This is a genomic window from Flavobacterium fructosi (assembly GCF_042787335.1).
Classification (GTDB): domain Bacteria; phylum Bacteroidota; class Bacteroidia; order Flavobacteriales; family Flavobacteriaceae; genus Flavobacterium; species Flavobacterium fructosi.
On record NZ_JBHZQA010000003.1, the window covers coordinates 425042 to 446968 of the forward strand.

Annotated in this window: 19 protein-coding genes and 1 pseudogene; 15 read left to right on the plus strand and 5 right to left on the minus strand. The window is 33.6% G+C overall.

What is annotated here, in order from left to right; all coding sequences use genetic code 11:
• Window positions 1-115 precede the first annotated feature (115 nt).
• From ACFX5D_RS07165 to ACFX5D_RS07180, 4 genes are all read left to right on the plus strand, one after another.
• Complete coding sequence (locus ACFX5D_RS07165; protein ID WP_379857553.1) at window positions 116-3259, plus strand: cytochrome c biogenesis protein CcsA; 3144 nt, start codon at window positions 116-118, stop codon at window positions 3257-3259.
• 467 nt (window positions 3260-3726) lie between these two features.
• On the plus strand, window positions 3727-3909 hold the full coding sequence (locus ACFX5D_RS07170) for a transposase (RefSeq protein ID WP_379857554.1): 183 nt from the start codon (window positions 3727-3729) through the stop codon (window positions 3907-3909).
• 284 nt (window positions 3910-4193) lie between these two features.
• Entirely contained in the window at window positions 4194-4676 is a 483-nt protein-coding gene (locus ACFX5D_RS07175) for an IS3 family transposase (protein WP_379857555.1), read from the plus strand.
• A 14-nt stretch (window positions 4677-4690) separates the two neighbouring features.
• On the plus strand, window positions 4691-4813 hold the full coding sequence (locus tag ACFX5D_RS07180; RefSeq protein WP_379857556.1) for an IS3 family transposase: 123 nt from the start codon (window positions 4691-4693) through the stop codon (window positions 4811-4813).
• Window positions 4814-4915: 102 nt separating this feature from the next.
• Here the strand turns inward: ACFX5D_RS07180 and ACFX5D_RS07185 are convergent, their stop codons facing one another.
• Both ACFX5D_RS07185 and ACFX5D_RS07190 read right to left on the minus strand, forming a co-directional pair.
• Window positions 4916-5701: an anti-sigma factor gene (locus ACFX5D_RS07185; protein WP_379857558.1), complete on the minus strand. Its 786-nt coding sequence runs from the start codon at window positions 5699-5701 to the stop codon at window positions 4916-4918.
• Window positions 5701-6231, minus strand: coding sequence for an RNA polymerase sigma factor (locus ACFX5D_RS07190; RefSeq protein WP_379857559.1), 531 nt, complete (start codon window positions 6229-6231; stop codon window positions 5701-5703). Before ACFX5D_RS07190 ends, ACFX5D_RS07185 begins: the two co-directional genes overlap by 1 nt.
• Window positions 6232-6462: 231 nt before the next feature.
• Here ACFX5D_RS07190 and ACFX5D_RS07195 point away from each other — a divergent pair, with 231 nt between their 5' ends.
• From ACFX5D_RS07195 to ACFX5D_RS07215, 5 genes are all read left to right on the plus strand, one after another.
• Window positions 6463-7113 (plus strand): DUF4331 family protein, encoded by a 651-nt coding sequence (locus ACFX5D_RS07195; RefSeq protein WP_379857560.1) that lies wholly within the window; start codon window positions 6463-6465, stop codon window positions 7111-7113.
• A gap of 26 nt (window positions 7114-7139) precedes the next feature.
• Window positions 7140-7691 (plus strand): DUF4331 family protein, encoded by a 552-nt coding sequence (locus tag ACFX5D_RS07200; RefSeq protein WP_379857561.1) that lies wholly within the window; start codon window positions 7140-7142, stop codon window positions 7689-7691.
• Window positions 7692-7795: 104 nt separating this feature from the next.
• Window positions 7796-9091: a tetratricopeptide repeat protein gene (locus ACFX5D_RS07205; protein WP_379857562.1), complete on the plus strand. Its 1296-nt coding sequence runs from the start codon at window positions 7796-7798 to the stop codon at window positions 9089-9091.
• Window positions 9092-9099: 8 nt separating this feature from the next.
• Window positions 9100-11313 carry a TonB-dependent receptor gene (locus ACFX5D_RS07210; protein ID WP_379857564.1) on the plus strand — a complete coding sequence of 738 codons (2214 nt, stop codon included), beginning with the start codon at window positions 9100-9102 and terminating at the stop codon, window positions 11311-11313.
• A 143-nt stretch (window positions 11314-11456) separates the two neighbouring features.
• Window positions 11457-12044: a glutathione peroxidase gene (locus ACFX5D_RS07215; RefSeq protein WP_379857566.1), complete on the plus strand. Its 588-nt coding sequence runs from the start codon at window positions 11457-11459 to the stop codon at window positions 12042-12044.
• A gap of 62 nt (window positions 12045-12106) precedes the next feature.
• On the opposite strand, the gene ACFX5D_RS07220 is transcribed toward ACFX5D_RS07215, so the two are convergent.
• A complete protein-coding gene (locus ACFX5D_RS07220; protein WP_379857567.1) occupies window positions 12107-13057 on the minus strand; it encodes a tRNA dihydrouridine synthase in 951 nt (316 codons plus the stop codon).
• A 92-nt stretch (window positions 13058-13149) separates the two neighbouring features.
• The gene (locus ACFX5D_RS07225; protein ID WP_379857568.1) at window positions 13150-13647 is read right to left on the minus strand and encodes a GNAT family N-acetyltransferase; all 498 of its coding nucleotides are present in this window, start codon (window positions 13645-13647) and stop codon (window positions 13150-13152) included.
• A gap of 94 nt (window positions 13648-13741) precedes the next feature.
• Here ACFX5D_RS07225 and menD point away from each other — a divergent pair, with 94 nt between their 5' ends.
• Together menD and ACFX5D_RS07235 are read left to right on the plus strand one after the other, a co-directional pair.
• Window positions 13742-15403, plus strand: a complete 1662-nt coding sequence (gene menD / locus ACFX5D_RS07230) for a 2-succinyl-5-enolpyruvyl-6-hydroxy-3-cyclohexene-1-carboxylic-acid synthase (RefSeq protein ID WP_379857569.1) — start codon at window positions 13742-13744, stop codon at window positions 15401-15403.
• 1 nt (window position 15404) lies between these two features.
• Window positions 15405-15500, plus strand: a pseudogene (locus ACFX5D_RS07235) (DUF2853 family protein); the annotation flags it as partial.
• 152 nt (window positions 15501-15652) lie between these two features.
• Here the strand turns inward: ACFX5D_RS07235 and ACFX5D_RS07240 are convergent.
• The gene (locus ACFX5D_RS07240; RefSeq protein WP_379857570.1) at window positions 15653-17005 is read right to left on the minus strand and encodes a M28 family metallopeptidase; all 1353 of its coding nucleotides are present in this window, start codon (window positions 17003-17005) and stop codon (window positions 15653-15655) included.
• Between the two features lie 376 nt (window positions 17006-17381).
• Here ACFX5D_RS07240 and ACFX5D_RS07245 point away from each other — a divergent pair, with 376 nt between their 5' ends.
• The 4 genes from ACFX5D_RS07245 (at window position 17382) to ACFX5D_RS07260 (ending at window position 21905) form a co-directional block, all read left to right on the plus strand.
• The gene (locus tag ACFX5D_RS07245) at window positions 17382-18236 is read left to right on the plus strand and encodes a CvfB family protein (RefSeq protein WP_379857571.1); all 855 of its coding nucleotides are present in this window, start codon (window positions 17382-17384) and stop codon (window positions 18234-18236) included.
• Between the two features lie 725 nt (window positions 18237-18961).
• Complete coding sequence (locus tag ACFX5D_RS07250) at window positions 18962-19792, plus strand: 1,4-dihydroxy-2-naphthoyl-CoA synthase (RefSeq protein WP_379852738.1); 831 nt, start codon at window positions 18962-18964, stop codon at window positions 19790-19792.
• An 83-nt stretch (window positions 19793-19875) separates the two neighbouring features.
• A complete protein-coding gene (locus ACFX5D_RS07255) occupies window positions 19876-20391 on the plus strand; it encodes a PH domain-containing protein (RefSeq protein ID WP_379852740.1) in 516 nt (171 codons plus the stop codon).
• Complete coding sequence (locus tag ACFX5D_RS07260) at window positions 20391-21905, plus strand: PH domain-containing protein (protein WP_379857572.1); 1515 nt, start codon at window positions 20391-20393, stop codon at window positions 21903-21905. Before ACFX5D_RS07255 ends, ACFX5D_RS07260 begins: the two co-directional genes overlap by 1 nt.
• Window positions 21906-21927: the final 22 nt, after the last annotated feature.

The following is a 21927-nucleotide window of genomic DNA, read 5'->3' on the forward strand; positions in this document are numbered from 1 at the left end:
TTTATCAGAAAACAAAAAGTCTTAATTTTGGATTAAATTAACAATTGTACAAATATAGAAGTCAACATTTTTAAGTACTTTTGTGGCACTTTATATGAAATGAAATACCCTACAAATGATTAAAAAAATATTCTCTATTTTGTTCTCTACACGATTAATGGCTATCCTTTTCTTATCATTTGCAATTGCAATGGGGGCCGGAACTTTTATCGAAAGCAAATACAATACTGATACAGCTAAAATTTGGATTTACAACGCTTGGTGGTTTGAAGCCATTATGGTGTTTTTTATGATCAATTTCATAGGAAATATTAAGCGTTATCAACTATTGAAAAAAGAAAAATGGGCGACTTTATTACTCCATTTGGCCTTTGTTTTTATTCTTTTGGGTGCATTCGTTACCCGATATATTAGTTATGAAGGGATGATGCCTATTCGCGAAGGGGCTGCTGAAAATCAAGTTTTTTCAGATAAAACCTTTCTTACTGTTTTTGTCGACGGTGAGTACAAAGGCGAAATGAAACGCAGAGTTTTTGAAAAACCTTTATTGCTGTCGCCAGTTACCAATAATAATTTTTCTATTTCAGATAAATTTGCTGATACTGAGTTCAAAGTAAAATATAAAAATTTTATTTTGGGTGCAAAAGAAGTTATCAAACCGGATCCTAAAGGTATATTGTATTTTAAAATCGTTGAAGCAGGCGATGGCGGACGTCATGAACACCTGCTAAAAGAAGGTGAAATTCAAAATATACATAATGTATTATTTTCGTTGAATAAATATACCGAAGGAGCTATTAATATAAATATTGCCGGTAATACCAGTACCATACAAACACCCTTTGAAGGTAATTATATGCGCATGGCTGATAAATTACAAGGTAAAGTGACTAAAGGTGCATCGCAACCATTAATGATGCGTTCTTTGTATACTATTGGTGAAATGCGATTTGTATTTCCAGATCCTGCGGTGAAAGGTGTAATTGGGTATGATTCAAAAAATGATTTTAAAGAAAAGAATCATGAAGACGCTTTAGTCTTGAATGTTAGTGCGGATGGACAACAAAAAGAAGTTACAATATTAGGTTCTAAAGGTAAAATAGGAGAATCTAAAACAGTCAAAATTGGAAATATAGAGTATACTTTATTTTACGGAAGTAAAGCTTATATCTTGCCTTTCAAGATAAAACTGAATGATTTTATCGCCAAAAAATATCCAGGAACAGAGAAAAGCTATTCTTCTTTTGAAAGCCAGGTGACCGTTCAGGATTCAACTAAATCATTTGATGCCAGAATTTTTATGAATAATGTTTTAGATTATAAACAATTTCGATTTTTTCAATCTTCATTCGATCCTGATGAAAAAGGAACGGTCTTATCAGTGAATCACGATTTCTGGGGAACTGCAATTACTTATAGCGGTTACTTCATGTTGTTCTTTGCAATGATGTCTATTATGTTTACCAAGTATTCCCGTTTTGCTGATTTGAAACGAAAACTCGAAGTAGTGAAAGCGAAAAAGGCTAAAGTGCTTACGATTTTAGTTTTACTACTTGGTTTTAATAGTTTTGCCCAAGGTCATGACGATCATCAACATCAGACTCCAAGCGAAAAACAAATTGATTCATTACTGAATAAATATAAAGTTCCAGAAGATCATGCCGCCAAATTTGGACGTTTAATTATACAAGATGCTGGAGGAAGAATGAAACCGGTTAATACCTTTTCATCTGAATTGCTGAGAAAAGTAAGTCATATGGAGTCTTACAAAGGTATGAATTCAGATCAGGTATTATTGTCGATGACGCAATATGCTAAACTATGGATTGAAGTTCCTTTAATTTATATCAAAGCAGGAAATGATAGCATTCGAAAAATTATTGGGATTGCTAAAGAAGCAAAATATGCTCCTTTCATCTCCTTTTTTGACGAAAAAGGAAACTATAAATTGTCACCTTATCTGGATGATGCTTTTAAAAATGCCAATCCAAATCAATTTGAGAAGGACTTTATTGAAACTGATAAAAAAGTAAATCTGATGGAGTCGGCTTTAAGCGGACGAATATTAAAGATTTTCCCTATTCCGAACCATGAAAATAATAAGTGGATTTCCTACTTAGAATTGAATGAATCAGGAATGAAAGGAATGGATTCAACATATACTAAAAGTGTATTGCCATTGTATTTTGGGACTTTGACTAATGCGGCGGATACCAAAAAATATAAAACGGCTAATGAATTATTAGAAAGTATAAATGGTTTTCAGAAAAAATTTGGAGCTAAAGTAAGACCAAGCGAAGATAAAATTTCACTGGAAATCTTATATAACAAATCTGATCTTTTCAAGAATCTTTTCATGGCTTATTTTACAATCGGTTGCTTAATGCTAATCTTTACAATACTCAACATTATCTTTGAGAAAAAGATATTGCGTATCGTGATTAATTCATTTCATGTCATTATTGGAATATTATTCGGTTTACATACCATTGGATTGATAGTGCGCTGGTTCATTTCAGGTCATGCACCTTGGAGTAATGCGTATGAATCCATTATATATGTTGCTTGGGCTACAATGTTCTTTGGTTTGGCTTTCGACAGAAAATCAAAACTTACGGTTGCCGCGTCTGCATTTGTAACTTCAATGATTTTGTTTGCTGCATTTATGAACTGGATTGATCCCGAGATTGCTAATTTACAGCCTGTTCTTAATTCGTATTGGTTGATGATTCACGTAGCGGTTATTGTTGCAAGTTACGGACCGTTTGCACTGGGAATGATTTTGGGAGCGGTTTCTCTATTACTGATATTGTTTACCAATGAAAAAAACAAAGCCAAAATGGATTTGAATATTCAAGAAATCACTTATATCAATGAAATGGCACTGACAATAGGTTTAATAATGCTAACCATTGGAAACTTCCTTGGAGGACAATGGGCCAATGAAAGCTGGGGACGTTACTGGGGTTGGGATCCAAAAGAAACTTGGGCTTTAATTAGTATTATGGTCTATGCTTTTGTGATTCACGCTCGATTTGTTCCGTCTTTGCGTGGTAAATGGATATTTAACCTGATGAGTATGTTTGCTTTTGTATCCATTTTATTTACCTATTATGGAGTGAATTTTCACTTAGTAGGTTTGCATTCCTATGCAAGTGGTGAAGCTAAATCATTGGATTGGATTTGGATTTCGTTAGGAGCAATTGCTTTAATTGGAGCTATTTCCTATCCAAAATATAGAAAATACTACAAGAAATAGTTCTTGAATTATTTCCTTAAAAAAAGGTTTAACTTAACGGTTGAACCTTTTTTTAATTCGTCAAATGTAACTTTTGCGATTTTTAAATATTCCAAAGGCGAAACACCCGAAATTTCTTTGAAACTAGTAAAAAAAGGATTGTAGGAAGTAAATCCAACCTTTTCAGATAGAGAGTCTAAAGTGTTGTTTTTCAGATAATTTTATTCGATATGCTTGATTGCATCATGGATTCGGACTAACTTTTTGTATTCAGAAAAGGAAATAGTCGAGTGGTATTTAAATAGATAAGAGATATGGACATGCTAACTTAGCCATCAAAGAAGGTTAAGAAATAATCTTAATTTTACCCTATGAAACAAGTGCACAAAATTGACGACAAAGCTTTCAATGAAAAAGCCGTCCAATTAAGTTAAGAGAGAACAAACGTATCAGAACTGGCCAGAGCGCTGGGAGTAACAGCACCACAGTTGTACAAATGGCGCAAAGAGTTCGAGGAGTTTGTAGAGGGAAGTTTTCCTGAAAAAGGGAATTTAAAACGAAGTCCTGAACAAGAAAAAATTCACGAATTGGAGAAAAGACACAAAGATGCCGAGTTAGAGCGTGCTATATTAAAAAAAGCAATCGGCATTTTTTCCAAGAGCGGTCGATGATTTATAGTTTCATTAAAAACAATGAATAACTATTCCCCATTGAAAAAATGTGCAAAGTTCTACAAGTGAGTAATGGAAGTTACTATCGATGGAACAAACAAACAATCACTGCAAGACAGCAACGAAAAATCGCCATAAAAGAAAAGATAACATTGATTTATTTTGAATCCAAACAATGATACGGAAGTCCTAGAATAACATAAGAACTTAGGAGTATTGGTTATGAAATTTCAAGACTCGAGAGCTTTGCTCGAACAGGCGAAGCAATTAGTGTAGTAAAATATATGAAACAGCTAGGCTTACGAAGTAAATTAAGCAAGAAATTCAAAGTAACGACCAACTCAAATCATAATTATTTAATCGTTGAAAATATATTAAACAGCGGGTTTATTGTAAAAATGCCTTCAAAAGCGTGGGTTTCTGATATCACCTATATTCAAACCAAAAAGGGATTTGTATACCTGACAACTATTATGGATTTTTACGACCGAAAAATTATAGGTTGGAGTTTGAGCGATGGAATGAGTACAAATAAAACTATGCTTGGAGCTTGGAAAATGGCGGTTAAAAACCGAAATATTGAGGAAGGTTTGATTTTTCATTCCGACAGAGGTGTTCAATATGCCAGTAAAAAGTTTGAAAATGTTCTTGATTCCTATAAAAAAATAACCCGTAGTATGAGTCGCAAAGGAAATTGTTGGGACAATGCTGTAGCGGAAAGTTTTTTTAAATCCTTGAAAACGGAATTGATTTATGGAACAAACTGATTTCTAAAGAACAAATGAACCTAGAAATCTTTGAATACATTGAAATTTGGTACAACAGGAAAAAGAGACATTCTGGGTTGAATTATGCAACTATTGAAGAATTTAACAATCAAATTAATTACAAAAATGTAGCTTAACTTAATGTGCACTTTTTATTTGCATATCCAATATTTGGCAATAAAAAAAGGTTCAACTGTAAAGTTGAACCTTTTCTGTTAATTATGAAGAAAAAATACTATTTACACTTTCCCCAGCGTATATAATTGTTCCATTGTAGGAGTTAAACTTCCACCTTTAGGTTCTAATGTAATACCGAAAGCTTCCGCATCCATTGCATTATCTACAGCAAACATTTTTTGGTCATTAACCTTGAAATTGTCCAATAATCCAATGCTTGTCGGAGATAATGGATTCAGTTTTAATGCCCAAACTTGATATACCATTCCTTCTGGAGGTTCTGGTAATCCTGCAGCATCTACATAAACCGCTTTGGTTTCTTTATTCCAATATACTTTAGCTGAAGATTGTGGCGCAACTGTCTGTCCACCTAAAGGTACTACAGTATTATTAACATCTCTTATAACCGCTAAACTAGTTTCATTTGCTTTGCTTTTTAATTGTAAAGCATTCAAATCTTTTTCAATTTTCGCTTTTGTAGCTTCAACATTTACTACCTGAGTATTGGTTTGCTCTAACTGATTGTATTGGTAACCAACACCAACCAACAAAATAATTGCTGCTGCCCAACCAACATATTGCGACCAGTTTCGAGTTGGCTCCAGCTCGATAACTTTTGAGTGTTTGAGCTCTAATTTCTCTTTTATTTTCTCAAAATGTGCGGCAGAAATAAACGGTGAAAAGCTAGAAGATAAAGCGATGATAGCCGTTTCTATAGCAATAATTTCGTCGTTTATTTCTGGATTATTTTTTGCTATGGTATTCACTTCCTCATTTTCGGTTTCACTGAGTAAACCATAAACGTAGAGCTCTAAAATACCTGATTCTATATATTCTTTTGCTTCCATTATACTTTCAAATAATTTCTTAAATCATTAATACAGTTTCGATTGTGAGTTTTTACGGTTCCCAAAGGAATTTCTAATTCCTCAGAAGCTTCTTGTTGGGTATACCCTTTAAAAAACAGTAAATCTATTATTTGAATACATTTTGGTTTTAGTTTTTTTACAAATTCTTGTATACCAATAGTATCAATTTTATTAACGAGTTTGTTACTGTCGTCTAACAGATGTACGAAATTATCTGAAGAAAGGTTTTTTTGACTGTTATTAAAATTTTTAGAACGCAGTTTGTCTATTGATGTATTACGGGCAATATTTAGAATCCAAGTATAGAAACGCCCTTTGCTTTCATGATAGGAATCTATATTTTTCCAGATTTTGACAAATACGTCCTGAAGCACATCTTCTGCTTCTTCTCTGTTTTTTACAAGAACATTGATCACTGCAAACAAGCTTTTTGAATACATATCATATAGATGTGTAAAAGCCTTGTCATCTTTCTTATATATTAATACTAACAATTCATCTTGGGTCATATACTTTTTATTTTGCTTTTACAAACTTATACATTCTTATTCACAATTGACAAATTTTATCAATGGCTACTTCAAAATAATTTTAAAAATAAAATAATTGTATTTTATTTAAGTATTTAAAATACTGCAAATCAGTTACTTAATAAATAAATTAATTTTTTTTTATGATTTTTAAAACCAAATCGAAAACAATCCCGTAAATGCTTTAATAACCTTTCAAATTATAAAAAAATGAAAAAAACAAAAATGATATTAGGTCTTTCGCTAGTGGCGGTTGCTGGCTTAATTTTAGTAGCTGCTGATCACGTTGATGCTCCAGCAGTAACAGGTAATGCAGCAGATATTACTGATGTATACACCTTTCAAGGACAAGATACAAACAATCTTGCATTTGCAGTTAACACTCAAGGATTGTTAAGTCCCAATGCTACAACCGCAGCAACATTTAATGAAAATGTTATGATTGAAATCAATATCGATAACACAGGCGACAATGTTGAAGATTTAGTTATTCAAGCCATCAAAAGAGATGACAAAATGTACTTCTTTGGACCTTATGCTCCAACAACTACAGGAACTTCAAGCACTATTAAAACTGCTGCCGCTTCAGGAAGTGTAACCATTTCTACTTACGGTTTAGCTCCTTTAATTGCGGAGAAAAACGGAATGAAATTTTTCGCAGGACCAAGAGATGATCCTTTCTTTTTTGACTTAGGTCAATTCAAAGCAATTCTTGGAGGAACAGCTTCTGGATTTAAAAATCCTGGTACAGATACTTTTGCAGGAACAAATGTACTTTCAATAGTAGTTGAAGTTCCAAAAGCAATGTTAGGGACTGCTGACAAACTAAATGTTTGGGCTGAAACAAAGAAAAAACAATAACTAATTTTATTTTAAAACATAAAGACATGAAATCTAATAAATTCAAATTAATAGCTGTAGCACTAGTATGTGCAGTTGTTTCAGTAAATTGTGATAATAATGATTCAGATAATAATGCTGCGGTAAATGTTGATTTTTCAGGAACTTTTGTTCAGCAAGATCAAATGGCAAGACCAGCGATCAATACTGTTTTTATTGCAGCCGGTCAACCTAAAGATGATTTCAACGCAGCAATTCCATCAATGATGGGTGCAAAATACCAATCAATCTTTCAATCTAGATTATTAGCTTTAAATGCAGGATATACTACAAATGCATTAGGTCAAACGGCACCGCAACTGACTGGTCTCTTAGCTACTGATGTATTAAATGTTGACAAAACTAAAAAAACAACATTTTTTGACGGAACAAATATTTTAACTGGTAGAGCTTTGGCAGATGATGTTATTGATGTAGAATTATTGTTGATTTTTGGAGGACCAATGGGAACTTCAAATGCAACACTTACTTCAGATCACGTAAATTCAAACGATAAAGCATTCGGAGTTTCTTTCCCTTATTTGGCAACAGCCTGGTAATATTTTCAAAAAAACAGGGTACTTTTATTTTAATAGTGCTCTGTTTTTTTCTTTTAAAAACAAACAAACAAACAAACAAACAAACAAACAAACAACATCGGATTATGAAAACTTTAAAAATAATTTCATTATTGGTTTTTACAATCCTATCTCTTTTTAGTTGCGATACCAAACCAAAACAAATTACAAAAACAACAGATTACAATAAATATTTGAATGTAAAAGACAATAAATCAATGACTTTTGCCAATAATGAAATTGATTTTTGGCAAAAAAAATTCGATGCTGCTCCCAATCAAATCAGCTATTTAAGCATGATAGCCTCTAATTATGCTACACTTTTTGAATATACCGGAAATATCAAATACTTATATAAAACGGAGGCATTGCTAACCCAATCTAATAGTACATATAAGTATTCTAAGGTTTCTACAATTCGATCTTTAGCAAGAAATTATATTGCGCAGCACCGCTTTAAGGAAGCTTTGGGCTTAGCCACTAAAGCTTTGGCAATAGGAGAAGGAAAGAAGGAAACTCAAAAATTATTATTTGATGTTCAAATGGAATTGGGTAATTATCGGGAAGCCTTAAAGAATTTGAATGCTATGCGTGATATGAAAGATTATGATTATCTCATTCGCTTAGCAAAATGGAATGATCACAAAGGTGACTTGAAAACGGCTATAACTTTTATGGAAAAAGCCAGAGATATTGCAGAGAAAGAAGACAATAAAGTACTTAAAATCTGGTCGTATTCTAACTTAGGTGATTTTTACGGTCATGCTGGAAGAATCCGAGAATCATACGACAGTTATTTAAAAACATTGGCAATAGATCCCAATTATTCGTATGCTTTAAAAGGAATTGCTTGGATTGTATTTTCTCATGAACGAAATACTGTCGAGGCTAAAAGGATAGTCGAAGCGATTGAAGTGACGCACAATACTCCTGATTTTTATTTGTTGAAATCTCAAATAGCCCAATTTGAAGGAAATATGAAAGAAGAAATCAGCAATAGAAATGCCTATTTTTCAATGTTACAGAAAAATAATTATGGTGCGATGTATAATAAATACAACGTTTTAATTTATGCTGATGCAAAAAAAACAGCAGCGAAAGCATTGGAAATCGCAAAAGTAGAAGTGGATCACCGTCCAACTCCTGATTCCTATGATTTGTTGGCATGGTCTTATTTAAATACTGGTCAAAATAAAAAAGCGTTAGAAATTGCCCAAAAATTTGTTGCCGGAAAATCATTCGAACCAAAAGTACAATACCACCTGGCAATGATTTACAAGTCTAATAAAGAAACTGAAAAAATTCAGCCAATTAAGGAAGAACTACTTTCCAGCATTTATGAACTGGGACCTAATATGGATAAAAAGGTAAATCAATTATAGTTCATTAGATGAAAAATATTTTTGTAATCCTAATCGCTTTTTTCGGAATGGCCGCTTACAGCCAAGTACAAAAAGGGAAAGTAACAGATATGGACGGAAATCCTATAGAAAATGCCTACCTCATTAATACAATTACAGAAACTCATGCGCATACCAATGAATTTGGAATATTCAGCATTGATAAAACTGATGTGGAAAGTGTATTAAGAGTAACTGCTTTAGGTTATAAAAAAACAAGTTTTACCGTTACCTCATCTGAAGTTGTAATGCGCTTAGAAGAGGATAGTTTTAGATTAAACGAAGTAGTTATTCAGGCTAAACTTTCGGCGATGAATGTGATTTCAAAAATAGATTTGCAAACAACACCCGTAAATTCGTCGCAAGAGATTTTACGAAAAGTACCAGGATTATTTATCGGTCAACATGCCGGTGGGGGCAAAGCGGAACAAATTTTCTTGAGAGGTTTTGATATTGATCACGGTACTGATATTGCCATTTCAGTTGACGGAATGCCAGTAAATATGGTGTCGCATGCTCATGGTCAAGGGTATGCTGATTTGCATTTTGTGATTCCGGAAACCGTGGAGAAAATAGATTTTGGAAAAGGAACGTATTATGCTAACAAAGGGGACTTTGCTACTGCAGGGTACGTTGCTTTTCAAACGAAAGATAAATTAGAGAAAAGCAGTATTGGACTTGAAATAGGACAATTTAATACCTTGAGAACAGTAGGATTGTTTAATCTTTTGGGGAACAAAAAAAAACAGAGTGCTTATATTGCAACCGAGTATATTTTAACTGATGGACCTTTTGATTCTCCTCAAAATTTTAATAGAATAAATTTATTAGGCAAATACGCAGCCATCTTGGAAGACAACAGTAAGTTTTCCATTTTAGCCTCTCGTTTTTCCAGTAAGTGGGATGCTTCTGGTCAAATACCACAACGATTGGTTGATAGCGGAATAATATTAAGATTTGGTTCAGTGGATGATACAGAAGGAGGAAGCACATCAAGAACAAATGTAAATGCCTCTTTTAGTAAACCAATCGACGAAAATACATTTATTAAAGCTAATGCTTTTTCCGCTCAATATCAATTTGAATTGTATTCTAATTTTACTTTTTTCCTTGAAGATCCTATTAATGGCGATCAAATTAGGCAGAAAGAAAATAGAACGATTTATGGAATGAATGCCGAATTGAATAAGAAAACGAAGTTGAATGATGTAAATGTTTTGATGCAGTATGGAATAGGTTTTCGTGCAGATGCTACAAAGGATACAGAGCTTTCACATACATTAAATAGAAGGACTACTTTGCAGCAAATTAAATTAGGGGATATTAATGAGTCTAATTTATTCTCGTACGTGAATTCAGAATTCAGTTTTGGAAAACTAATGATTAATCCCGCAGTGCGAGTAGATTATTTTAAATTCAACTATCAAGATAAATTGACTACTGATTATAACACGCAAACGGAAAGTAAAGTTAAAATTTCTCCAAAATTGAATTTTATTTATTCGCAAAATAACAATTTGCAGTTTTATGTAAAATCAGGAATGGGTTTTCATTCGAATGATACTCGCGTTGTAGTTCAAAATACTGGAAAACAAATTTTACCAACAGCAATAGGAGCCGATGTAGGTACGATTTGGAAACCATTCCCAAAGTTAATCGTGAATTCAACTCTGTGGTATTTGTATCTGGAACAAGAATTTGTTTATGTAGGCGATGCAGGAATTATTGAGCCAAGTGGAAAATCTAAACGTATGGGATTTGATTTGGGATTTCGTTATCAACTGAATGATTGGTTATATCTGGATACCGATGCTAATTATACGTATGCCAGAAGTATCGATGAACCAAGAGGACAAAATTATATTCCGTTAGCTCCAGATTTTACATCTACTGGAGGTTTGAGTTTCCAGAAATTGAATGGTTTTTCAGGCGGAATTAGATATCGCTATCTAAAAAGTCGTCCTGCAAATGAAGATAATTCCATTGTTGCCAAAGGCTATTTTGTTTCGGATTTTAATATTAATTATAAAGTTAAAAATATTTCTTACGGAATAGTAATCGATAATTTATTTAATACCAAATGGAACGAAACGCAGTTTGCCACTGAATCAAGGTTACAAAATGAATCAGCAAGCGTAGAAGAAATTCATTTTACACCAGGTACCCCGTTTTATGCAAAAGGTAAGATTACGTATACCTTTTAATATAATATTTAAGTTTTGTTGTTTATTTGTTTGGAAGCCTGGTGTTTTGTTTAATATCAGGCTTCATTGTTTTTAACTTTTGTTTAGCGAAAATAAATTTTTAAGGAACAATTAATTGTTTTAATTTTATAAAAAATATAACTATGAAAAATCTATTATTCTTAACATGTTCTATCATGTTTCTTTTTAGTTGTCAAAATCAGGCACAAACAAAAAAAACGAAATTAAATAAAAGTAATACTGTTATGGTCAAGGAAACTATTTATCAATTTAAAGTTGAGGATTTATCAGGAAAGATTTTTGATTTTGCGTCTCTTAAAGGTAAAAAAGTAATGATTGTTAATACTGCTTCAAAATGCGGGAATACACCGCAATACAAAGATCTTGAAGCCATCTACAAAGAATACAAAGACAAGGGTTTTGTGATTATAGGTTTTCCAGCTAATAATTTTGCTTCACAAGAGCCAGGAACTAATAAAGAGATCGCTGCTTTTTGTCAGTTGAATTATGGCGTGACCTTTCCTATGATGGACAAAGTTTCTGTAAAAGGGGATGATATGTGCGCAATTTATAAGTTCTTGACTCAAAAATCTAAAAACGGATTACAAGATTCACAAGTAGAATGGAATTTTCAAAAATACCTAATCAACGAAAAAGGGGAACTTGAAAAAGTGATCTCGCCACAAACGTTACCAACAGATCCTTCAATAGTAAATTGGATTAAGGCATAATTAAAAAATAAAAAAGCGATTTTCAGGAAAACTGAGAATCGTTTTTTTTTTGAAAACAGAAATTAAAATTTTTCATTTTTGAAAATTTCTGCAACTGCCGCCTCATAATTTCGAATGCTTTGCGCTTTTTTTATTTTTTTCAATACCTTATGTGGGTTTGAAAATGTAGCGGAAAAGTATTCCCATAAATGATACATCTTCAATAAAATATGTGTAGAACCTGAAAGTGATTCGCTATAAATAGCATATAAAGTGTCGTGAAACGTACTAAATAATTCAATTTTATTTTCTGGATATTCCGAAGTATTGTTTTTAATCATACTCGGTAAGAAAGGATCTGAAATTAATCCTCTGCCAATCATCCAGTGGTCTATAGAAGGAAAGCGTTGTTGCATTTCATGAAATTTAGCCACGGAAGTGATATCTCCATTATAATACAATTTATGTTTTGTGTTGTCAATACAAAGCTGGAACGCATCTAAGTTTACGCCACCTTTATATAATTGCTTCCCAATTCGAGCATGGATTGCAATATTCTTAATAGGGTAGGTGTCTAAAATAGGTAAAACATCAAGGATTTCCTCGCTGTTTTCATAACCCAATCGCATTTTCATAGAGACAATAATGTCAGATTCAGAATGTGCTCTGTGAAGGACGTTATTAATTTTCTCGGGATTACTGATCAAACCGGAACCCATACCGGATTTTGTAACCATGGGATACGGACAGCCTAAATTCCAGTTTAATTCCTTGTAACCCAGTTCTCGAACATATTTAGCCACAAATAAAAATTCATCAGCATCGTTCGTTATTACTTGCGGAATTACCTCTAAACCAACATTGTTTTCAGGAAGAAGGTCGCGTTCATAAGAAGGTTTAATAACCATTTTTCCGTTTAGACGAATATAAGGGGAATAAAAAGTATCAATTCCTCCAAAAAAAATGTTTTGGGCATTCCTAAAACGAAAGTCAGTAAATCCTTGTAAAGGAGAAGAAAGCAATGTGTAATCCATAATATTTGTAAAAGTGCAAATATACTACTTCTTTATCTGCTATTGTTTTTAATAGGGAAACTATGTTTTTTGTGAAGCAGAGATTTGTAGTTTTATTCTAGAATCAACTGCATAAAAACCGAACTGAGCCAACGGTCAAATTTATATCCCGATTCTTTAATAACGCCTACAGTTTCGAATCCATATTTTTCATGAAAAGCGATACTTCCTTTGTTTTCAGCATCGATAACGCCAATCATAGTATGATAACCTTGTTCTTTTGCCAATTTAATTAGTTCGCCCAATAATAATTTTCCAATACCTTTTCCTAAAAATTCTTCTGCAACATACACAGAATGTTCGACTGTAAAGCGGTAGCCTGTTTTATGACGAAAAGTGCCATAAGTAGCGTATCCAATTGTACCATTTTCAAATTCAGCGACAACTACCGGTTGATTGGATTTTTGTTTCTCTTCAAACCACAATTTATGGGTTTCAAAATCACGTGGCTCATAATCATAAATCGAAGTACTGTTCAGTATTTGGTGATTGATGATTTCCAATATTGTATCTAAATCGGTAAAAACAGCCGGTCTTATTTTGATTTCCATAAAGCATTTATTTTCCTTCAAATTTAAGAAAACTATTTAAGATAAGAGAAAAACCTTTACATCTTTGTATCTTTGTTTCTTTGAAACTAAAACAATGATTTACCCCAAAATACCTTTAGCACAAAGCATTATTCAGATTTGTTTAGCCAAAGGAGTTACCACCATCATAATTTCTCCGGGTTCTCGAAATGCCCCTTTGACAATAGGTTTTGTAAACAATCCAGTTTTTCAGTGTTATAGTATCGCCGATGAGAGATGTGCTGCTTTTTTTGCACTGGGAATTGCCCAACAAACAAAGCAACCCGTGGCTCTGGTGTGTACTTCCGGCTCTGCATTACTGAATTATTATCCTGCTTTTGCGGAAGCTTTTTACAGTCAGATTCCTTTGATTGTGATTTCTGCGGATAGACCGCAAAGCAAGATAGATATAGGTGATGGGCAAACGATTCGTCAGGAAAATGTATTTGCCAATCATTCTTTGTATAACGCCAACTTAAACGAAGTTGTTTCAAAAGAAAATGACCATAAAATAAACCAGGCGATTGATATTGCTTTGAATGATAAAGGACCGGTTCATATTAATGCACCTTTTGAAGAACCTTTGTACGAAACGGTTTCAGAGCTATCCATTGATATGATGGTGAATGTTTTTGCTAATTTGAATCCATTGCCTGCAATCGAAAATTTATCTGAATATGCTTCCATTTGGAACAATTCAACACGGAAAATGATTCTTGTTGGGGTAAATGACCCTGATATGATTTCTGATAAAACAATCAATTATCTTGCTGATGATCCATCTATTGTGGTGATGACAGAGACCACGTCAAATTTGCACCATCCTAACTTTATAAATAATATTGATACTGTAATTACGCCTTTCACTTCAGATGATTTTGAGACTTTTCGTCCTGAAATCTTGGTGACTTTTGGAGGAATGATTGTTTCAAAGCGTATCAAAGCTTTTTTACGCAACTATAAGCCCAAACACCATTGGCACATAGATACTTTGAGAGCGTATGACACTTTTGGAGCATTGACAAAGCATTTTAATGTTAACCCGAATTCATTTTTTGAAGCTTTTGTGCCTCTGACTATAGCAATCAAAAGTGACTATTTTATCAAAATGGATACAGTGCAAACGTTGCGAAAAGAAAAACATGATGCCTATTTGTCCAATATTCCTTTTTCAGATTTTGCAGTTTTCGAGAAAGTGATTAAAGGATTACCAAAAAATAGTCAATTGCAAATCAGCAACAGTTCGGCCATTCGATATGCGCAATTAATAGACATCGATTCATCGATTGAAGTGTATTGCAATCGTGGCACGAGTGGTATTGATGGTAGTACATCAACAGCTATTGGTGCGGCTGTAGCCAATGAAAAACAGACTGTTTTCATAACAGGAGATATCGGTTTCTTATATGACAGCAATGCGCTTTGGAACCAATATATCCAAAAGAATTTCAAAATTATTTTGATTAATAACGGTGGTGGCGGTATTTTTAGGATTTTACCTGGGCATGAAGAAAGTCCCGTTTTTAATACTTTTTTTGAAACATCACATTGTTTAACTGCCGAACATCTAGCCAAAATGTATGGATTTGATTATAGTATCGCTAGTGATGAAGCGAGTTTAGAAACTAGTTTGACTGGTTTGTACGATCAAGATGACCGACCAAGTATTCTAGAAATTTTTACGCCAACATTAGACAATAACCGAATTTTATTACAGTATTTTAAAGAATTAATATAATCTGGAAGTGTATGGTTGTTCAAACGCTAATAAATACAGAGTAGTGCTTTATTACTTATTGACTGTTCACTTTAAAAAAGAGAGTGTTTACAATTAATGCTAAATTTTTAAATAGTACCCATAAAAAAAGCATTTGCTTAAGGCAAATGCTTTTTTGTTTAATGCTAAATTGAACCATTAAGAAATTAGAATCCATTAAGAAATACTTAATTTTCTATATGTCATAATAGTTCAAAATCGTATGATATTTTAACGAATTGGAATTGGAAAAACCGGTAAGCTGGAATGACCTAAAGCATCGACTGTCTGTACTGCGAAGAAATAATTGTCTTTCGAATAGGGAATTTCGGCTTTTAAATCTTTAACAAAAATTGCTTTTTCCCAGTGTGGCGTTGCCGTTTCGCGAATAAGAATGTTGTATCCATAAACTGGCTTACCTTCTGGTGCATTCCAAACCAAAGTGGAGAAATTAGTCAGGTCTTTTACTTCAATACCCAAATTTGTTGGTGCTTTTGGTGACCAAGCCAGATTGCTGAAAGTTGCCAAGTTGGAGCAGGTTATTTTTCTCAAATATTCAAAATCCATAAATTCAGGAAGATCACCGTATTTTATGTTGTTTTCTGTTCTCAGATTTTGATGCTGTTGATTGTAGTTTTCATTCCTTTCGCAAAAACGAATTGCGGTGAATCCATTTTGGCTAAAAGGAGTATGATCACCCCCGCGTAAAAATCGGTCGTTTCTGTATACTAAATTAATGTCTAATTGCTCCACATATTGATTGGTGACCGTTTTGATGTAACGGGCTAATTGTCTCGATGGACTGTCGTTATCACGATTGGTAGCTTTTCGCATTTTAGCTTCTGCTTCCGTTTCCAGATAAGGAATCGTTTCACTAAAAACCCTAACTTTAGTATTGTCTCTTAAGTTAGTTCCGCTGGATAAACTGTTGCCAATCATATCGTTATTGATCATGGCAATAACATTCCATTTTCCTTCTTTGGCAACATCAGCTAAATGCTTGGCTCCGTACAATCCTTGTTCTTCACCAACTACAGCGACAAAAATCAATGTAAAAGGGAATTCTCTCTGGCTCATTATTCGGGCCAGTTCCATCATCGCGGCTACACCTGAAGCATCGTCATTAGCGCCTGGCGCATCTGATTTGGCATCCATCACATCCGAAGCACGGGAATCTAAATGGCCGCTTATAATTAAAACGCGATCATCAGTAGAATCTGTACCTTTTAACGTTGCCATTACATTACCCAATTGGCTGTCAGTTGCAATGCGTTTCCCATCGGCTTTGATCATGAAGTAATCAATAATCGAAGTCAGTCTTCCGCCCGATGTTAAAGCATATTTATCAAATTCTGATTTTACCCAGCGTTGTGCCGCTCCAATACCGCGGGTATTACTTTTAGTGTCGCTTAACGTATGGCGGGTTCCAAAAGATACGAGTTTTCGAACTGTAGCTTCCATATTTTCCGATTTTACCTCGGCCACCATTTTTTTGATTTCTGGGTCGTCGACTGTGGTTTGTGCGTAATTGGTGTGGGAAATGAAGAGTAGTAGGAATAAAGAGAAAATTAAGGCTGGTTTCATTAATAGGATTTTTTAGTTTTTTCAAAGTTAGTAAAAAAGAAAAGGAAATTGTGGAGAAATTGGATTTTAGGAATTGTTTATTGGTGTGTAAATTTAGGATTTTAAAGGATTTATTATTTTGAAAAACAAAACGTCCAAATCTAGCCGCGATGGTAGCAAGTATCCTTTCCAGTCCTGAATTTGTTTCAGGATCCTGAAACAAATTCAGGACTGGAAAGATACTGCGGACAGCGGGACAAGCCGTGATGGAAGAACATAAAGTTATGCTCCTAAAAAAGAAAATATCCATCGGATTTGGGCTTTGTTTTTTTGTGGACGGTTTCTTAATTTACTATTTTCAAACTTCGTACCTTTGCGCTTTAGAAATTGAAAGAAAATGATTGAAATAGGAAAATACAATACGCTTACCATTTTACGCGATACCAAAGTGGGTTTGTTTCTGGGGAATCCAGAAAAAGATCCGGAGGGAATACATGATATTCTTTTACCTAACAAATACGTTCCTAACGAATTTGAAATAGGCGAGGAGTTGATCGTTTTCGTATACTTAGACCACGAAGAAAGACCCGTTGCCACCACATTAGAACCTTATATATTATTGAATGAATTTGCACTTTTGCGTGTGAATTATACCAACCAGATTGGTGCTTTTATGGATTGGGGAATGGAAAAGGACGTTTTGGTTCCATTTAAAGAGCAGGCGCGTCCTATGGAAAAAGGGAAACGGTACTTGGTGTATCTTTATATGGATGAACAAACCAAGCGCTTGGTGGCCTCAAGTAAATTGAATCAATTTTTAAAAAATGACCACCTAACAGTTGAAAAAGGAGAAGAGGTAGATTTAATCGTTTCCCATATCACTGAGTTAGGAATTAACGTAATCATCAACGAGAAACACAAAGGTTTGTTGTACAAAGATGAGGTGTACGATGATGCAATTCGTACGGGAGACCGTATGCGCGGGTACATTAAAACGATTCGTCCTGACAATAAAATTGATGTGGCATTACAAGTTCAGGGCTATCAAAGCATCGAACCGAATGCGGAGAAAATTCTAGATGAATTAAGAGCCAGTAGGGGTTTTTTGCGTTTGACTGATAATTCACATCCGGAAGACATTAAAACGGTTTTGAAGATGAGTAAGAAAACTTTCAAGAAAGCGATTGGTGCCTTGTACAGGGAAAAATTAATAGAAATTAAGGAAGACGGAATTTACTTGGTTAAGGAATAAAAAAAAAGAAAGACTAATCGTAGTGGTTAGTCTTTCTCTTTTTACTACTGTTTCATAAATTTAAAACCGTAGTAAAATAATCTAAATTTCTTTATTAAAGTGTTTTTTATTCACTTACAAATTTAATAGTATAAACTATTGGCATGTTGAATAAAGTTCCATTTGCTTTAATAAATGTGGTTTGCCTTTAAATATCCAAACATTCACTTTGTAGCGTATATTCAATTTTACATTAAAGCCGTTGGTTTTGTATTTTTCAAAAGATTTGTACTCTCAACAATTTTTGTTGTGCTCAACCTTGGCAATGAGCGAGGACGACAATCTATTTTTTAACCGTAGGTGTAAATTTTATTTTTCTGCTATTGGGACAAATGCTCTTTTAAATTGCTCATTATTCCCGGTTTTAAAAATATTTTTATAATTTATTACCAAAGAAAAAGAAGCGACAAAATTTTTAATTGTGTTCAAACAGTCATTTTTTAGGTTAATAATTCAGTGAAAAAAATGCCAAATCAGATTAAAATAACACGTACAACAATGATTAGCAATGATTAAAATTAATAATTATTTTGTTTGACGACAAATATTTCCTAATTTCATTTTGGTTTTTTAACATTTTTAGCTTATTTTATGAGAGAATGATTACCCATGACCTACAATGAAATAGAGTAGATATTATGGGAAAAATATTTTAATTTTACAGTAAATAATTTAAACGAATTGACATGGATTGGATTACTGCCAAAGAATACGAAGATATCACTTATAAAAAATGCAATGGTGTTGCCAGAATCGCTTTCAACAGACCGGATGTACGCAACGCTTTCCGTCCAAAAACGACTGCTGAATTGTTTAATGCTTTTTATGATGCCCAAGAAGATACTTCAATTGGAGTAGTTTTATTATCGGCGGAAGGACCATCTTCAAAGGATGGTGTGTATTCTTTCTGTAGCGGTGGAGATCAAAACGCACGAGGTCATCAAGGATATGTGGGTGATGACGGACAACACAGGCTAAATATTTTAGAAGTACAACGATTAATCCGTTTTATGCCAAAAGTAGTCATTGCTGTAGTTCCTGGTTGGGCTGTAGGTGGCGGACATAGTTTGCATGTGGTTTGTGATTTGACTTTAGCCAGTAAAGAGCATGCTATTTTTAAACAAACCGATGCTGATGTTACCAGTTTTGATGGAGGATATGGTTCTGCGTATTTGGCCAAAATGGTCGGACAGAAAAAAGCTCGTGAGATTTTCTTCCTTGGACGCAATTATTCAGCTCAGGACGCTATGGATATGGGGATGGTAAATGCCGTGATACCGCATGAGGAATTAGAAGATACGGCGTACGAATGGGCACAGGAAATTTTGCAAAAATCACCGATGGCTATCAAAATGCTAAAATTCGCGATGAACCTTACCGATGATGGTATGGTGGGACAGCAGGTTTTTGCCGGTGAAGCAACCCGTCTTGCTTATATGACCGAAGAAGCGAAAGAAGGTAGAAATGCATTCTTGGAAAAAAGAAAACCAAATTTTGAAAAAAAATGGTTACCATAAAAAGTTTGATGTTTAAAGTTTAAAGTTGTTTTAACCAGGAACTTTAAACTTTTTAACCATAAATTTTAAACTAAACTTTATAAATGGAAAATTTCACAAACGAAATTATAGATACGAGTCAGCTTCCAAAATTTGAGGAAGTGCAGTTTACAGCTTTGCATCCTAATTATTGGAAAGTAACTTTGATAAGTTGTTTTATTTTAATAGTGTTTATATGTTTTGGAATGATGTTGGGATTGATTTTTATAAAAGAGTTGTCTGAGTTTCAATTAGAATTAATCAGCTTAACGACTGTATTAATAGTTTTTATTTTGTTGTTTTCCCGTATCGCTTTCCGCAAAAAAAGATTCGCTTTCAGGAACCACGATGTTCTTTTTAGACATGGAATTATTGCTACAAATACAATTGTAATTCCTTATAACAGAATACAACACGTGGCTTTGCATGAAGGATTAGTTTCCCGTTATTTTGGATTGGCTAAAATTGAAATTTTCACCGCTGGAGGCAGTTCCAGTGATATTGAAATTCCAGGAATTGAAAAAGAGCAAGCCGAAAATATCAAGCAGCTGTTGATGGGTAAAATACAAAAACAACTTTAATGAGTACGGATTTCAGTCAACCGCAACGTCAGTCTGTTGTTGGGATTTTAGTGCTATTTTTTTATTCGCTGCAGCAATATGGAAGAGCGTTATGGCCCATTATTGTAATTTGGATTTTCAAGTTTGACGAAGTTAATAAAACGTATCTTTTACTTGGAGGAATTCTTGTGTTCGTTGCTACAGCAGTAGTTTCGTATATGAAATATTTGAATTTCACTTTCTTTTTAGATACCATAAACGATGAATTTATAATCACCGAAGGAGTCTTTAATAAAACTAAAACGGCGATTCAGCTCCATAAAATCCAACAAGTAAATATAAATCAGTCTTTTGTTCAAAGGATGATTGGCATATACGAACTTGATGTAGATACAGCCGGAACTAATAAAAAAGAAGGCGCAATTAAAGCAATTTCGCATGAACTGGCATTGGAATTAAAATCTCGTTTGTTGCAAAATGAAGTTAAAAAAAGTAGCAGCGAAACCCAGGAATTTCCATTTGTAGAATCAATTGAAAAACAACTTGAAGAAGAACATCCTTTTATAAAAATAAGTTTTTTAAGCTTGTTGAAAATTGGAATTACCTCTAATTACGGAAGAAGCATTTCATTATTGTTGCTGTTTTTCATCACAGTTTCCGATTACATAAAAAAAATCACAGGCAGAGATGTTTTTCATGACGAAAATATTGAAAATTATGTTGATAAGAATTTAGTAATTCAAACCTTTTCTATTTTTATTATACTGTTGCTGTCGACTGTTTTGGTAATCAATTTGGTTCGCATTGTTTTCAAATATTACAATTATAACATCACAAGACAGAAAGGTTCTTTGTTGCTCTCTTTCGGTTTGTTAAATACAAAAAGCACGATTATAAAGCCAGAAAAAGTTCAAATTACAACAGTTACCAGTAATTATTTTCAAAAGAAAATGAATATTCTGGAACTAAAAATCAGGCAAGCCACAAATGGTGAAAAAGAAGAGCGTAAATCAGCCATCGAAATTCCAGGTTGCAGTGCATCAGAAAGTGATGCGATATTACAGTTGTTGTTTCTAACAATTCCCAAAAAAGGAGTAATGCTAAAACCTAATTTTCGTAAGCTTGTTTTTTCTCTTTTCTTATCGATAGGATTACCTTTGTCTGGATTCGGAGCATTTGGATATTGGATTATGCCTGCTGTTTTTGAATATAGTTATTTAGTGCCAATTTACATTGCCTTACTAGCATTGGTTCAGTTTTTCAGATTCAAAAATAATAGACTCTTTATCGATGATCATTTTATTATCAAACAAAGTGGCGCTTGGGATATTAGTAATGAAATTATTGAACCGGCTAAAATTCAAGCGATTACGACTTCACAGCTTTTTTGGCATAAAAATTTAAATATAGGTTCGATAACTTTGCATACTGCTGGTGGTGAAATCGCTTTCCAATTGGGTAATTTTACAACAATAAAACAATATGTCAACCTTTGGTTGTACGAAATAGAAACCTCCAATAGCAATTGGATGTGAAAAATAGTTTAAAATAAAAATA

What these genes read in the sequence shown, in the direction of transcription:
- ACFX5D_RS07250 (WP_379852738.1), top strand. Translation starts at nt 18,962, where the DNA reads ATGGATTGGATTACTGCCAAAGAATACGAAGATATCACTTATAAAAAA.
- ACFX5D_RS07175 (WP_379857555.1), top strand. Translation starts at nt 4,194, where the DNA reads ATGAAACAGCTAGGCTTACGAAGTAAATTAAGCAAGAAATTCAAAGTA.
- ACFX5D_RS07195 (WP_379857560.1), top strand. Translation starts at nt 6,463, where the DNA reads ATGAAAAAAACAAAAATGATATTAGGTCTTTCGCTAGTGGCGGTTGCT.
- ACFX5D_RS07180 (WP_379857556.1), top strand. Translation starts at nt 4,691, where the DNA reads ATGAACCTAGAAATCTTTGAATACATTGAAATTTGGTACAACAGGAAA.
- menD (WP_379857569.1), top strand. Translation starts at nt 13,742, where the DNA reads ATGATTTACCCCAAAATACCTTTAGCACAAAGCATTATTCAGATTTGT.
- ACFX5D_RS07185 (WP_379857558.1), bottom strand. Translation starts at nt 5,701, where the DNA reads ATGGAAGCAAAAGAATATATAGAATCAGGTATTTTAGAGCTCTACGTT.
- ACFX5D_RS07225 (WP_379857568.1), bottom strand. Translation starts at nt 13,647, where the DNA reads ATGGAAATCAAAATAAGACCGGCTGTTTTTACCGATTTAGATACAATA.
- ACFX5D_RS07220 (WP_379857567.1), bottom strand. Translation starts at nt 13,057, where the DNA reads ATGGATTACACATTGCTTTCTTCTCCTTTACAAGGATTTACTGACTTT.
- ACFX5D_RS07190 (WP_379857559.1), bottom strand. Translation starts at nt 6,231, where the DNA reads ATGACCCAAGATGAATTGTTAGTATTAATATATAAGAAAGATGACAAG.
- ACFX5D_RS07205 (WP_379857562.1), top strand. Translation starts at nt 7,796, where the DNA reads ATGAAAACTTTAAAAATAATTTCATTATTGGTTTTTACAATCCTATCT.
- ACFX5D_RS07255 (WP_379852740.1), top strand. Translation starts at nt 19,876, where the DNA reads ATGGAAAATTTCACAAACGAAATTATAGATACGAGTCAGCTTCCAAAA.
- ACFX5D_RS07210 (WP_379857564.1), top strand. Translation starts at nt 9,100, where the DNA reads ATGAAAAATATTTTTGTAATCCTAATCGCTTTTTTCGGAATGGCCGCT.
- ACFX5D_RS07260 (WP_379857572.1), top strand. Translation starts at nt 20,391, where the DNA reads ATGAGTACGGATTTCAGTCAACCGCAACGTCAGTCTGTTGTTGGGATT.
- ACFX5D_RS07165 (WP_379857553.1), top strand. Translation starts at nt 116, where the DNA reads ATGATTAAAAAAATATTCTCTATTTTGTTCTCTACACGATTAATGGCT.
- ACFX5D_RS07200 (WP_379857561.1), top strand. Translation starts at nt 7,140, where the DNA reads ATGAAATCTAATAAATTCAAATTAATAGCTGTAGCACTAGTATGTGCA.
- ACFX5D_RS07215 (WP_379857566.1), top strand. Translation starts at nt 11,457, where the DNA reads ATGAAAAATCTATTATTCTTAACATGTTCTATCATGTTTCTTTTTAGT.
- ACFX5D_RS07245 (WP_379857571.1), top strand. Translation starts at nt 17,382, where the DNA reads ATGATTGAAATAGGAAAATACAATACGCTTACCATTTTACGCGATACC.
- ACFX5D_RS07240 (WP_379857570.1), bottom strand. Translation starts at nt 17,005, where the DNA reads ATGAAACCAGCCTTAATTTTCTCTTTATTCCTACTACTCTTCATTTCC.